Origin of the sequence: Agrobacterium salinitolerans (genome assembly GCF_002008225.1) — a bacterium.
GTDB lineage: Bacteria > Pseudomonadota > Alphaproteobacteria > Rhizobiales > Rhizobiaceae > Agrobacterium > Agrobacterium salinitolerans.
Map to the genome: position 1 here is coordinate 58136 of NZ_MRDH01000018.1, position 13115 is coordinate 71250.

11 protein-coding genes are annotated in these 13115 nt (G+C 56.4%); 3 read left to right on the forward strand and 8 right to left on the reverse strand.

Annotated elements, in window-relative coordinates; translation table 11 throughout:
- The first annotated feature begins 204 nt into the window (after positions 1 to 204).
- Complete coding sequence (locus BS627_RS13155; protein ID WP_077983663.1) at positions 205 to 897, forward strand: FadR/GntR family transcriptional regulator; 693 nt, start codon at positions 205 to 207, stop codon at positions 895 to 897.
- Positions 898 to 939: 42 nt separating this feature from the next.
- Positions 940 to 2472, forward strand: coding sequence for a UxaA family hydrolase (locus BS627_RS13160; RefSeq protein WP_077983664.1), 1533 nt, complete (start codon positions 940 to 942; stop codon positions 2470 to 2472).
- A gap of 87 nt (positions 2473 to 2559) precedes the next feature.
- On the opposite strand, the gene purH is transcribed toward BS627_RS13160, so the two are convergent.
- The 4 genes from purH to htpX form a co-directional block, all read right to left on the reverse strand.
- Positions 2560 to 4176, reverse strand: coding sequence for a bifunctional phosphoribosylaminoimidazolecarboxamide formyltransferase/IMP cyclohydrolase (purH, locus tag BS627_RS13165; protein ID WP_077983665.1), 1617 nt, complete (start codon positions 4174 to 4176; stop codon positions 2560 to 2562).
- Between the two features lie 153 nt (positions 4177 to 4329).
- Positions 4330 to 5997 carry a heparinase II/III family protein gene (locus tag BS627_RS13170; protein ID WP_165691251.1) on the reverse strand — a complete coding sequence of 556 codons (1668 nt, stop codon included), beginning with the start codon at positions 5995 to 5997 and terminating at the stop codon, positions 4330 to 4332.
- Positions 5998 to 6122: 125 nt separating this feature from the next.
- Positions 6123 to 7508 carry an RsmB/NOP family class I SAM-dependent RNA methyltransferase gene (locus tag BS627_RS13175; protein ID WP_077983666.1) on the reverse strand — a complete coding sequence of 462 codons (1386 nt, stop codon included), beginning with the start codon at positions 7506 to 7508 and terminating at the stop codon, positions 6123 to 6125.
- Positions 7505 to 8470: a zinc metalloprotease HtpX gene (gene htpX / locus BS627_RS13180; RefSeq protein WP_077983667.1), complete on the reverse strand. Its 966-nt coding sequence runs from the start codon at positions 8468 to 8470 to the stop codon at positions 7505 to 7507. Before htpX ends, BS627_RS13175 begins: the two co-directional genes overlap by 4 nt.
- A gap of 118 nt (positions 8471 to 8588) precedes the next feature.
- On the opposite strand from htpX, the gene BS627_RS13185 reads away from it, so the two are divergent.
- On the forward strand, positions 8589 to 8801 hold the full coding sequence (locus tag BS627_RS13185; RefSeq protein ID WP_077983668.1) for a DUF1674 domain-containing protein: 213 nt from the start codon (positions 8589 to 8591) through the stop codon (positions 8799 to 8801).
- A gap of 60 nt (positions 8802 to 8861) precedes the next feature.
- On the opposite strand, the gene BS627_RS13190 is transcribed toward BS627_RS13185, so the two are convergent.
- The 4 genes from BS627_RS13190 to mnmG are packed head-to-tail and all read right to left on the reverse strand — an operon-like array spanning position 8862 to position 13099.
- The gene (locus BS627_RS13190; RefSeq protein WP_077983669.1) at positions 8862 to 9743 is read right to left on the reverse strand and encodes a ParB/RepB/Spo0J family partition protein; all 882 of its coding nucleotides are present in this window, start codon (positions 9741 to 9743) and stop codon (positions 8862 to 8864) included.
- Positions 9744 to 9772: 29 nt separating this feature from the next.
- Positions 9773 to 10567 (reverse strand): ParA family protein, encoded by a 795-nt coding sequence (locus BS627_RS13195; RefSeq protein WP_077983670.1) that lies wholly within the window; start codon positions 10565 to 10567, stop codon positions 9773 to 9775.
- Positions 10568 to 10586: 19 nt separating this feature from the next.
- Entirely contained in the window at positions 10587 to 11204 is a 618-nt protein-coding gene (rsmG, locus tag BS627_RS13200) for a 16S rRNA (guanine(527)-N(7))-methyltransferase RsmG (RefSeq protein ID WP_077983671.1), read from the reverse strand.
- Between the two features lie 11 nt (positions 11205 to 11215).
- Complete coding sequence (gene mnmG / locus BS627_RS13205; RefSeq protein WP_077983672.1) at positions 11216 to 13099, reverse strand: tRNA uridine-5-carboxymethylaminomethyl(34) synthesis enzyme MnmG; 1884 nt, start codon at positions 13097 to 13099, stop codon at positions 11216 to 11218.
- Positions 13100 to 13115: the final 16 nt, after the last annotated feature.

Genomic DNA, 13115 nt, shown 5'->3' on the forward strand with positions numbered 1-13115 from the left:
AATGGTTAGGCCGGTTTTTCAAAATGGTCAAGCCAATTATGCCAAAATCTACGAAACCACATTTAAAAACAAAGGCAGCGCGCTAGAAAGAAATCTATAATAATCACTTATTTTCATGCACTTAAGTAATTCCTTGCGTATTGATACGCTTGGCGTTACGGTAAGGCCAAATAAAGTTTTCAGACAGGACTCGTCAAAAAACTCATGAGTGGTCAGGCCAAAATAGCAGAACCGCGCAGGCTTTATCAGCAGATTGCGGACCAGATACGCGAACTCATCGACATGGGTGAATTCCTGCCCGGCACGCGGCTTCCTGCTGAGCGGGAACTGGCACAGAAACTCGGTGTATCGAGGCCTTCCTTGCGCGAGGCGCTGATTGCGCTTGAGATCGACAACACCGTCGAAATTCGCATGGGTTCCGGCGTCTACGTATCTACCGAAGCGCTGCAGACGACCCATCACACCAAGTCGCTGGGTGACAGCCCGTCCGAACTGATGCAGGCGCGCGCCGCTCTGGAGGGTGCCACCATCGTGTTGGCAGCAAGCCGGATGACCGATGAGACAATCGAGACCCTCCGCCAGATACTCAATACCATGCAGCGGGAAATCGAAGCCGGCCGCAAGCCTCTGGATCAGGATCGACTTTTTCACGTCACCATCGCCGAGCAATCCGGTAACAGCGTTTTGGCCCGAATGGTGGCGAACCTCTTCGACGAGCGCCACAGCCCCATTTCGGCCCAGCTTCGCGTGAAATTTGAAGACCGCGATACCTGGACCCAAGCCCTTCAGGAGCACGAGGCCATTCTGGCGGCGCTTGAACTGAAAGACCCGCTGCTGGCGCAGGCCGCCATGCATACGCATCTGGAAGGTTCGAAGAGACGCTGGGTCGAAAATTGATCTAGAAACATAGCAGGCAATATAACGGGAGGAGGATAACCCGTGAGTGAGAATTCCGAGGCAACCATTTTGCTGAACGCCAACGACAATGTCGCGGTGGCACGTCGGTCCATTCCGGCCGGCGGCGCGACGGGCAGGGGCGATCTGGCGGCGCTCGAGCTGATCGGACGCGGGCACAAGGTGGCCCTGAAGTTCATCAAATCGGGCGATGAGGTGCTGAAATACGGACAGGTCATTGGTATCGCCACCCAGGATATTGAGCCCGGCCGGCACGTGCACCTGCACAATCTCGCCATGGTGCCTTCCGAACACGCACATCAGTTCAGTGTTGATATCGAAGAAAAGGGCATGGTGCCGGAAGCCGAACGCCGGACGTTTAGGGGTTATGACCGCGGTCTCGGTGGTGTTGGAACGAGAAACTATATCGGCGTCATCGCTTCGGTGAACTGTTCCGCCACGGTGTCGCGTTACATCGCGGATTACTTCAACAAGCAGGGCGGCCTTGATGGTTTCGACAACGTCGATGGCGTCGTGGCGCTGACCCATGGCGGCGGCTGTGCGCTGAATACGAAATCGGAAGGTTACCGCCTGCTGATCCGCACCATTCAGGGTTATGCCCGCCACCCGAATTTTGGCGGCATTCTGCTGATCGGCCTCGGCTGTGAAACCAACCAGATCGCGCCCATTCTCGAACATTACAAGATGGAAGAGGGTGAGCGGCTGCGCACCATGACGATCCAGCAGCATGGCGGCACCCGCAAGACAATCGATGCGGCGATCGCCGAGATCAAGGCCATGCTGCCTATGGTCAATGCCGCCCGCCGCACGGAACAACCGCTTTCCAAGCTGAAGGTGGCGCTGGAATGCGGCGGTTCGGATGGTTATTCCGGCATTTCCGCCAACCCGGCTCTGGGTTTCGCCTCCGACCTCATCGTCCGTAACGGCGGCACCACAGTCCTCTCGGAGACGCCGGAGATTTACGGCGCCGAGCATCTCCTGACGAAGCGCGCCGTCACCCCTGCCGTCGCCGAGAAGCTCCTACAGCGTATAGACTGGTGGCGTGATTATACCGCCCGCAATGGCGACGAACTCAATAACAACCCCTCCCACGGTAACAAGCTTGGCGGCCTGACCACCATTCTGGAAAAATCGCTGGGCGCGGTCGCCAAGGGCGGCTCCATGCCGCTGAAGGCGGTTTATGAGTTTGCTGAAACCGTGACGGAACAGGGTTTCGTCTTCATGGATACACCCGGCTATGACCCCGTTGCCGTCACCGGCCAGGTCGCGGGCGGCTGCAACGTTATCTGTTTCACCACCGGTCGCGGCTCGGTTTCCGGTTTCAAGCCGTCGCCGTGCATCAAGATCGCCACCAATTCCGAAATGTATGAACACATGAAGGAAGACATGGATATCAATTGCGGTGAGATCGTCACCGGCGCTGAAACCATCGAAGAATCCGGCAAACGAATTTTCGAGCATATTCTGGCGGTAGCGTCCGGCGACAAGACCGTCAGCGAAATATACGACTACGGCGATAATGAATTTGTGCCGTGGCAGGTTGGAGCCGTGACCTGAACACTGCGGCGCCAAGACTGTCCCACGTGAAACAAAAGGCCCGGAAATCAATTTCCGGGCCTTCTTTATTCCTGATTATTTCCGCGCTTAATGGCGGAAGTGGCGCATGCCGGTAAAGACCATTGCCACATTATGCGCATTCGCAGCGTCAATCACTTCCTGATCGCGCATGGAGCCGCCCGGCTGGATGACAGCGGTAGCGCCAGCAGCAATCGCGGCGAGCAAACCATCGGCAAAGGGATAAAATGCTTCCGAAGCGACGGCGGAGCCGCGCGTCAACGGTTCGGCAAGGCCAAGAGCCTTGGCGGCATCTTCCGCCTTCTGGGCAGCGATACGCGCGGAATCCACACGGCTCATCTGGCCTGCGCCGATACCCGCGGTCTGCCCGTCCTTGGCGTAAATGACGGCATTGGACTTCACATGCTTGGCGATCTTGAAGGCAAACTTCATGTCTTCAAGTTCCTGCGGTGTCGGCGCACGCTTGGTGACGACCTTGAGGTCCAGATCCTCGACCATGCCATTGTCGCGGCTCTGCACCAGCAGGCCGCCCGAGACGGTCTTCGCAGTGAGGCCAACCGCGCGCGGATCAGGCAAACCGCCAGCGGCAAGAAGGCGCAGGTTCGGCTTGCGGGCGATGATGGACTTGGCTTCTTCGGTGACATCAGGCGCGATGATGACTTCGGTGAAGAGCTTGACGATCTCTTCCGCCGTTTCCGCATCGAGCGTGCGGTTCAGGGCAATCACGCCACCAAAAGCGGAAACGGAATCGCATGCCAGCGCCCGCCGGTAAGCTTCGGCAAGTGTCGGCCCCGTCGCCACGCCGCAGGGATTGGCGTGCTTGATGATAGCGACTGCCGGCGCATTTTCCGGCAAGAATTCCGCCACGAGCTCGTAAGCTGCATCGGTGTCATTGATGTTGTTGTAGGAAAGCTGCTTGCCCTGAAGAAGCGTCGCGGTCGCAACGCCAGGACGCTTTTCGCCGGTGAGGTAAAAACCAGCGCTCTGGTGCGGGTTTTCGCCATACCGCATCTTTTCCTTCAGCGCGCCGCCGATAGCGCGGTAATCCGGCGTTTCGATTGCAAGCGCCTCTGCGAACCAGTTGGAAATCACCGCATCATAGGCAGCGGTGCGGGCATAAGCCTTGGCGGCAAATCGCTGGCGCAGCGTATAGGACGTCTGGCCGTCATCGGCCTGCAGGGCCTCAACCAGATCGGGATAGTCAGACGGATCGGTAACCACAGTGACATAGGCGTGGTTCTTGGCGGAAGCGCGGATCATGGCCGGGCCGCCAATATCGATGTTTTCCACCGTCGTCGGATAATCGCCGCCCTTGGCGCGAACTTCTTCGAAGGGATAGAGATTGATGACCGATAGATCGATCGCCTCGATGCCGTGCGCCTTCATCGCCTCGACATGATCGGCATCATCCCGGATCGCCAGCAAGCCGCCATGAACGCTGGGATGCAGCGTCTTCACGCGACCATCCATGATCTCGGGAAAATTCGTGACGTCTGAGACATCCGTAACCGGCAGGCCTGCCTCAGCAATGGCCTTTGCCGTACCGCCGGTCGAAAGCAGCTTGACGCCAAGCTTGGAAAGCACCGTCGCCAATTCGATAATGTCCGTCTTGTCAGACACGGAGAGAAGCGCCGTGCGGATTTTTACCTTATCGGGGGCGGGAATTTTCTTGGACACGACGGCCATCAGGCATACTCCGTTTAACGGGGAGGACAGGCTGGAATGGAATTGATCCAGCAATTGCCGCCGCGTTAACACAGCTTACCGGATTAATAAACAGCGGGGATGCCGAACGATGACAACTATGGTGGTTTTTGACCGGCATCGCCGGAAATTTGCCTAGGCTTGGCGTTCGATCAGCCAGCGGATTTCCCGCGTATTCGCAAGATTGAAGGGGAGTTCAATCTGCTGCGACGGGCGCATACCGGATGCGTCGGCCATGAAGACATCTTCGGTGACAAAAAGCTCCAGCCCGGGTGCGGAAAACAGCCAGACGATTCCATCCGCTGCCTCCAGATAGACCGACTCCTCGTCCCGCTGATGTAGCTGAATGTGGGGATGAATATGGAAACGTGAAACCGCTGTGACCGACTGCGATTGCGCTTTCGCCGCATTTTCGTCGCGCCGCAGCAGATCCCGACCCTTTATCTTGGTGCCGACCGCATTCAGTTCTATTTCCCGCTCATGGTAACAACCGAAATTCTGCAAATAACCGTCATGTGATGCCCAGAGAACATCATTACCGTTAGCATCCGCCCCGCGCCTGCTGTCGACGTGGCTAACGCCTGACACCATAATCGGACCAAGCAGCCGCGAGCGCGACAGTCTACAGGATGAGGTATCCGCAAGCGTGACGGTGGAATGCGCCGCCGTGGAACGGCTGGCGCGCTGATATTCCGGCGCGGCGTTACGTGGAAAGCCGGAATTGACGATGAAGCGGTTCTTGCCGCAGGACATTTCGAAAGACAGGCAACCCGAATGAGCACTCCGTGAAAGCTCCGCCGAGCCGGGATACCCTGTATCGACGATGATGACCGTATCGTCCGTCGCAAGCCGGTGATAGTTCACATCCGGCAGGACCTTTGAAGGCCGGCCGGCCGTTTCATCATAGCGCAATACGGAAACAAGCTCATTGGCGAGCGTGGCCGTGGCGCCGTTGAACAGCGCGAGATCGCCGCCCTGATGCCGGAAGAACCGGATCGCCGGGAACATGCGGTCTATCGCCGGCACCAGACCTGACGGCAGATCATGGCCGAGATTGATATAACTTTGCCGAAGCGGCAGGAGATCGAGCAACAGATCTAGCATGACGCGTGGATTACGGGAAACATGTCCGCCATCGGGCAGAATCTGGCGTTCCATTTCCTGAGCCAGCTTCATTCCATTCCGCGTGATCCGTGAAAGGCGCGTTGGCATGGCAATGGAAGCCATGGCCAATGCAATCCTGATCCTCAGCCGCGCTTCGCCATCGGGCGCGTGTCTGACAATTCTTTCGAGATACCGCACATGAAAGGCGAGGCTTTTCAGAAACCGGCGATAAAAGCCGGCATCGGCCTCGTATAAAACGACGGGAGAGTGCGAAAGCCAGGCAATGAGCCTTTGTGCGGCGATTTCCGGTGACCAAGCAATACCTGCAAGCCGTTTGCCATGAAGCACCATCCACTCCGCAACAATGCGGCGCGCTCGTTTGCAGGCCTCGCTCGATTTATCGGAGCGAATATGCCGTAGCCAACTAAATGCATGCAGCCGTTCTTCAAAGACCACCGAGGGATATTCCATCTGAAATGGCGAAGCTCCGCCGGTTTCGACGACACGCCCGGCCAGCGCGATGCGGCCCCGCAACAGTTCCTCGGCGAAATAGGGATCGATGGCTCTAAGATCGGTCGGCGCCGCCACCAGACCGTCTGGCGCACGAGTGGCAAATCGCGACATATGCAGGCGCAAAGGAGTGAGTCCGACACACAGATGACGATACGCCATCCGCGACAGAAGACCGGCGGCATTCATGCTGCCTGCAAAGGACCCTAACAAGCTGTGTTTCCCGTTTCACATGTTTTGTTTTTATCAGTGAACCGCGACGACCGGAACGTTTTCGATAAATATCTAATGATTCGCGAGAGCTTGGCTTTTTTCTACTTCTTACGCAAGACACTGCTAAAAAACCCATCGACGCCGCCGAACATATCCGGCGTTGTGCGAAGATCGCCATCGGGACTGATGGCCGCTTCCATTCCGGGCCAATCCTCGCGGCGGACGGCAACACGCTCCACGTCGGGATTTTCCGCCAGAACCTCGGCGATCATCGCTTCTCCTTCAGAAGGATCCAGCGAGCAATTGGAGAAGACAACGATACCGCCCGGTCCAACAAGGGTCAGCGCATGCCGCAGCATCTGGCCCTGAAGGGCAGCGAGTTTGGCAATATCGTTCTCATCCTTGGTCCAGCAGACATCGGGATGTTTGCGAAGTGTCCCGGTGGAAGAACAGGGCGCATCGAGGAGGACCGCGTCAAAGAGCTGTTCCGGCTGATACTTCAGCATATTGGCCTCCACCGTTTCGGCACGGAGACCAAGCCGGTCGAGGTTTTCCCTGAGGCGACGAAGACGGTTTCCGGACTGATCCAGCGCCGTCACCTTGGCGCCCGCCAGCGCAAGCTGCGCGGTCTTGCCGCCCGGGGCCGCACAGAGATCGGCAACACGTTTGTCCGCAATGTTACCCATAAGCCGAACCGGCATGCTGGCGGCAAGATCCTGCACCCACCATGCACCCTCGGCGAAGCCTTCGAGCGAGGGGATCTGCCCCTCGAATTCACCCAGACGCACACTGCCGTTCGGCATCAGCGTACCGCCCAGTTTTTCCGCCCACAGAGCGGGATCAACCTTGATCGTGAGATCGATAGAGGAAGGCGTCAGCTGCGCCTGCGAGATCCTCTGAGCCGCCTCAATTCCGTAAGCCGAAACAAGCCGCTCGTAGAACCAGTCCGGCAGCACGGGAACGTCGGCGACAGCCTTTTCGATCTCCATCTTTTCACGACCGAGCCGTCGAAGAACAGCGTTCACCAGTTTGACGAAACGCCGGTTGCGCGGATCGCGGTGAGCCTGCTCCACGGCGAGATCGACAGCGGAATGATCCGGCACATCGAGGTAAAGCATCTGCGCCGCACCGACGACAAGAACATGATGCAGCGATCGCGCGCCCTGCGGCAGCGGACCATCGAGCAGCATCGACAAAGCCGTTTCAATCCGGGGGAGGTGGCGAAGCGCGCTGTTGACGATCGCCCTCACCAGCGCCCGGTCGGCAAGCGACAGGGCTCGATAGACGGGATTGCCGTTCTCGCTATCGAGCATCCCATCTAGCGAGGTCTTTTTTTCCAGAACGGCGGCCAGAATGCGGGTGGCGGCAATGCGCGCGGCGAGACCCGGCTTATCCTGGAAAGACGAAGGGCCGTCTTCACGGCCCTTCCCATTAGCCGGTCTCGGTTTTCTGGACCGCGCCGGCTTATTCTGAATATCGGATGTCAAGACCACGGCCCCTTGCGCTCGTTTTCATTGCCTCGTCCCCAGCCTGTTTTGGGAACGGAGCTTGATTTGCGCAGAGGTCTATCACCCGATGGCGGCGGCGTCGATCCTCGCGGGGAAAACTCCTGCGCCATGGCGTGCAGTGCGGCCACGCGATTTTCCGTATTCGGATGCGTGGAGAAGAGATTGTCCATGCGCTCGCCGGAAAGCGGATTGATGATGAACATATGCGCCGTTGCCGGGTTACGCTCGGCATCGTCATTGTGGATACGCTGCGCCATGCCCGAAATCTTCTGCAATGCGGAAGCAAGCCAGAGCGGGTTGCCGCAGATTTCCGCGCCGCGCCGGTCGGCGGAATATTCCCGTGTGCGGCTGATCGCCATCTGCACCAGCATCGCGGCCAGCGGCGCCACGATCATCGCCACCAGCACGCCGATAAAGCCGAGCGGATTATTGTTGTTCTCCCGGTTGCCGCCGAAGAAGAAGGCAAAATTGCCGAGCATGGATATGGCGCCCGCCAGCGTAGCGGTGATTGTCATGGTCAGCGTATCCCGGTTCTGCACATGCGCAAGCTCATGCGCCATGACACCGGCCACTTCCTCCGGTGTCAGACGCTCCAGCAATCCTGTCGAAGCGGCAACGGCGGCGTTCTGCGGATTACGTCCGGTCGCGAAGGCGTTGGGTTGCGGGCTATCGTAAATATAGACCTTCGGCATCGGCAGACCGGCATTTTGCGACAGGTCGCGGATCATGTGAAAAAATTCGGGCGCATTCGCCTCGTCGATCTCCCGCGCATGATAGGCGGAGAGAACCATCTTGTCAGAGTTCCAGTAGGAAAAAATATTCATACCGGCTGCGATGACCAGGGCAATCATCATGCCGCCCTTGCCGCCGATCAGAAAACCGACACCCATGAACAATGCGGTCATGAAGGCCAGAAGCATTGCCGTGCGCATCATGTTCATCCGTTTAACTCTCCTTGTCACTCACCGGGAATATTCCGGGGTTTATAAAGCCCCTCGGATTATATATCATCTGGTAAACGGCAAACGTATTTCAATATCCCGTCATAGGGAGGATTTCATGCAGAATGCGAATAATGACAACGCCACAGACAGCGGCGCGGAAGGTGTAAAGCGACTTTCGCCGGCGGCGCAGCGAGCGTTGAAAGAAGCGGAAGAACGGCGCAGGCAACAGGCCGATCTCAAGTTGCCGCCGGAAACCGGCGGCCGCGGCGGTGCAGAACCCGTGCGTTTCGGCGATTACGAAATAAAAGGCCGGGCCATCGATTTTTGAGCCCATAAATAATAATACCCGCCAAAGGCGGGTATTTTATATTTTAAAACAAATAGGTACTTATTTCTGCTCCAGAAGCCGGCATACCGCTTCAAGCTGTTCCAATGTCCGGTAACCGATACGGATTTGCCCAGATCCGCCCTTGTGGCTGATCTTTACATCCAGCCCAAGAGCATCGGACAGGCTGCGTTCGAGCGCAATCGTATCGGAATCCTTTTCCGCAGCAGGTCGCTTCTCCGCAACATCGCCCTGCGATTTGATGTCATTCTGCGCCAGGCGCTCGGCATCACGAACCGAAAGTCCCTTGGATACGATTGTTTTCGCGAGCGTCGCCGGATCGGAAGTGGAAACAAGCGCGCGCGCATGACCTGCGGAGAGCGAACCATCCGCCAGCATATCCCTTACCGGATCGGGAAGCTTCAAAAGCCGCAGGCTGTTGGCAACGTGGCTTCGGCTCTTGCCGATGATTTCACCGAGATCATTCTGCGTATAGCCATGTTCGGCGATGAGCTGCTCATACCCCATCGCTTCTTCGAGCGGATTGAGATCGGAACGCTGTACGTTTTCGACAATCGCCAGTTCCAGCGCCGTGCGATCATCGACGTCGCGAACAATGACGGGAACATCGGTAAAGCCCGCCAGCTGCGCCGCGCGCCAGCGGCGCTCACCGGCGATAATCTCGTAGAGGTTGACTCCTACCGTTCTCACCACCACTGGCTGAACAATTCCATGCTGACGGATAGAGGCAGCAAGGTCCTGCAGCTCGCTTTCATCAAAATGACGCCGCGGGTTTCTCTGGCTGCGAGCGATGAATTCAATGGGAATGGTGCGATCAGCGTTAACCGCGCGTTGAGGCTCGCCGACCGGTACGGGCTGATCCATTTCACCGATCAATGCGGCAAGACCGCGCCCCAACCGACGCTTGGAAAGATCATCACTCATAAGATATTACTCCATACAGTCCGCAAATGTCAGGCAGCTTTGCGCAGGCGCTCTCTCTGGATCACTTCGGATGCCAGCTGCAAATAGGCCTGACTGCCGGCGCATTTCAGGTCATAAAGAATGGCCGGTTTACCATAGGACGGTGCTTCCGAAACACGAACGTTGCGCGGAATGAGGGTATGGTAAACCTTCTCGCCAAGATGGCTTCTCACATCCGAAACGACCTGTTGCGCAAGATTGTTACGCGCATCGAACATCGTCAAAACGATACCCTGTATATCAAGCTGCGGATTGACCGATCCGCGTATCTGGCTGACCGTATCCAGCAGCTGGCTGAGACCTTCCAGGGCAAAGAACTCACATTGCAGCGGCACCAGCACCGAATGGGCGGCCGTCATCGCATTCATCGTCAAAAGATTGAAAGAGGGCGGGCAATCAACAAGAATGTAGGAGTAGCCCTTGGCTTCCTTCGTCTCCATGGCCGCACGCAGCAGGAAAACGCGGTTGGAAACATTCGCGACCTGCATTTCGAAACCGAGCAAATCCATCGTGGAAGGCACGATATCGAGATTTGGAACGGCCGTGGGAACAGCAACGTCCGCTACCCCATGATCTCCCACGAGAAGATCATAGGAAGAAAGCTTGCGCTCCTTGCGGTCAATGCCAAGCCCGGTACTCGCATTACCCTGCGGGTCCAAATCCACGATCAGTACACGCTCACCAATAGCCGCCAGTGCGGTAGCCAGATTGATGGCGGTTGTTGTTTTACCGACGCCGCCTTTCTGGTTAGCAACTGCGATAATTCGGTTTTTTTCAAAAGTCATGCCGCACCTGGCCAGTTCGTCAGCGCCTCAAAGCAAGGTTGCTGATTTCAAGAACAACAGAATCTGCCTCAATGGCACTCTGATGTTTTACCAGATCAAACTTCCAGCGACCATGTGCTTTCTGCACTTCAGAATCATAATCCCGGCCTTTATTAAAAAAGGCCTTGAGATTTGGGTTATTCTGCGCCCAGGGATGAATATAATCGAAAAGCAAATCCAGTTCGGCGAGCGCGCGAGCCGAAACAGCCTCGCAATTTGTGATGATATCCGGTGCTGTCTCGATCCTGACAGGGTGAACTGCACCTCTCGCACCGGTTTCCTTCAGTGCAATTCGCAGGAATGCCGCCTTTTTATTGTTACTTTCGACCAGATCAACCCAGCCGTCGCCAAGATCAGCAAGAAAAATCGCGGTGACAACACCGGGGAATCCGCCGCCGCTTCCAAGATCAATCCATTTTTTTGGCTGCGGAGAGAGTTGGAATATTTGCGCGCTATCAGCCACATGCCGGTTCCAAAGCTCCGCGAGAGTGGAAGGCGCTACCAGATTTGTGGTTCTGTTCCACTTCTTAAAAAGCTCGACAAAATATTCGAGTCTTTCCTGTGTTTCACGTGAAACACTCTGGCCGTTTATCTTCATAATCCGACTCGCTATTGGTGCATGCGTAATTTTTCACTTCGCGTTGCGGAATCCTTCCGCAGAAGTGCGAGCAGCAGCGATATCGCAGCCGGTGTCATGCCGTCAACACGAGCGGCTTGGGCAATATTCTCAGGACGGGCTTTTTCCAGCTTTTGTTTAAGCTCGTTGGAGAGGCCGGATAGGCTCTTAAAATCAAAGTCATCAGGGATTTTCCTGTCTTCGTCCCGTTTGATATCGATGATATCAGCACTCTGCCTTTGCATGTAGACCGCATAACTCGCCTCAATCTGCAAGGCCTCGGCCACTTTCCCATGGAGGGCGCCCAGTTCTGGCCAATGCTTGGCAAGGACTTCGAGAGACATATCCGGATAGGCGAGCAATTCATAAACAGACCTGCGTTGACCGTCCTGATTAAGTTTCAACCCTTGCTTCGCCGCCTGGGATGGGCTGATGGAAATAGCCTTCAGCAGCTCTCGAGTACGATCCAAATCGGAAATGAAATTCGCGAAGCGTTCCTGCCGCTCGCGGCCGACAATGCCAGCAATCTGGCCAACTGGTGTAAGCCGCAGATCCGCATTGTCCACGCGCAGCGAAAGGCGATACTCCGCTCTGGAGGTAAACATGCGGTAGGGTTCACTGACGCCCTTCGATGTCAGGTCATCAATCATGACCCCAATATAGGACTCGGTTCGGCTAAAATAGACCGGATCGCCATTGCCTGCATAAAGCGAGGCATTCAAGCCCGCAACAAGACCTTGAGCACCCGCCTCTTCATAACCTGTCGTTCCATTGATCTGGCCGGCTAGAAACAATCCCGCAATCTTACGGCATTCCAGCGAGGGTTTCAGCTCGCGTGGATCGACATAGTCATATTCGATCGCATAACCCGGCTGCAGAATCGTCACCTGTTCAAGGCCCGGTATCGTTCGGATAAATTGTTCCTGTACGGCAGCGGGAAGGGACGTTGATATACCATTTGGATAAATAGTGTGATCGTCGAGACCTTCCGGCTCGAGGAATATCTGATGACCGTCCCGTTCACCGAAACGGGTGATTTTATCCTCAATCGACGGGCAATAACGCGGACCGACCCCTTCGATCTGTCCCGAATACATCGCCGACAGATGAATATTCTCCTGAATGATCTTGTGGCCAGCTGGCGTGGTGCGAGTTACACCACATTCAATTTGGGGATTGAGAATACGATCCGTCATGAAGGAAAAGGGGACAGGATCCTCATCGGCAGCCTGCCGATCCACCGCATTCCAGTCGATCGTGCGTCCGTCCAGTCGGGCAGGGGTGCCGGTTTTAAGGCGCCCCATAACGAGACCCAATCGCGAGAGCGTATCAGAGAGGCCAACTGACGGCATTTCTCCAACACGTCCCGCAGGAATCTTTTCGGAACCGATATGAATGATGCCACGTAGGAAGGTACCGCTCGTCAGCACCACTGCGCCACACGGAATCCGGCTACCATTCTTCATGATAACTGCCGCGACACGATCATGCGCCATCTCAATATCGAAAGCATCGCCTTCAATAATGGTCAGGTTTTCAATCGCATCGATCTCCCGATGCATGGCATCGCGGTAGAGCCGGCGGTCGGCTTGGGTTCGCGGACCACGGACAGCCGGACCCTTCTTACGGTTGAGCATGCGGAACTGAATACCTGCCGCATCGGCAACCCGGCCCATCAAACCATCCAGCGCATCGATTTCCCGAACGAGGTGTCCCTTTCCCAGACCGCCTATGGCGGGATTACAGGACATGACACCAATCGTCTCACGCTTATGGGTAACAAGGGCGGTTTTTGCACCATGCCTTGCGGCAGCAGCCGCGGCTTCACTGCCCGCGTGGCCACCGCCAATAACAATGACATCAAATAACTGGTGCATATCCCTGCGCCCTGTT

Bases quoted from the DNA above. Each gene is read 5' to 3' on its own strand.
- BS627_RS13185 (WP_077983668.1), top strand. From the start codon at position 8,589: ATGCAGAATGCGAATAATGACAACGCCACAGACAGCGGCGCGGAAGGT.
- rsmG (WP_077983671.1), bottom strand. From the start codon at position 11,204: ATGAAGATAAACGGCCAGAGTGTTTCACGTGAAACACAGGAAAGACTC.
- BS627_RS13155 (WP_077983663.1), top strand. From the start codon at position 205: ATGAGTGGTCAGGCCAAAATAGCAGAACCGCGCAGGCTTTATCAGCAG.
- purH (WP_077983665.1), bottom strand. From the start codon at position 4,176: ATGGCCGTCGTGTCCAAGAAAATTCCCGCCCCCGATAAGGTAAAAATC.
- BS627_RS13195 (WP_077983670.1), bottom strand. From the start codon at position 10,567: ATGACTTTTGAAAAAAACCGAATTATCGCAGTTGCTAACCAGAAAGGC.
- htpX (WP_077983667.1), bottom strand. From the start codon at position 8,470: ATGAACATGATGCGCACGGCAATGCTTCTGGCCTTCATGACCGCATTG.
- mnmG (WP_077983672.1), bottom strand. From the start codon at position 13,099: ATGCACCAGTTATTTGATGTCATTGTTATTGGCGGTGGCCACGCGGGC.
- BS627_RS13190 (WP_077983669.1), bottom strand. From the start codon at position 9,743: ATGAGTGATGATCTTTCCAAGCGTCGGTTGGGGCGCGGTCTTGCCGCA.
- BS627_RS13170 (WP_165691251.1), bottom strand. From the start codon at position 5,997: ATGAATGCCGCCGGTCTTCTGTCGCGGATGGCGTATCGTCATCTGTGT.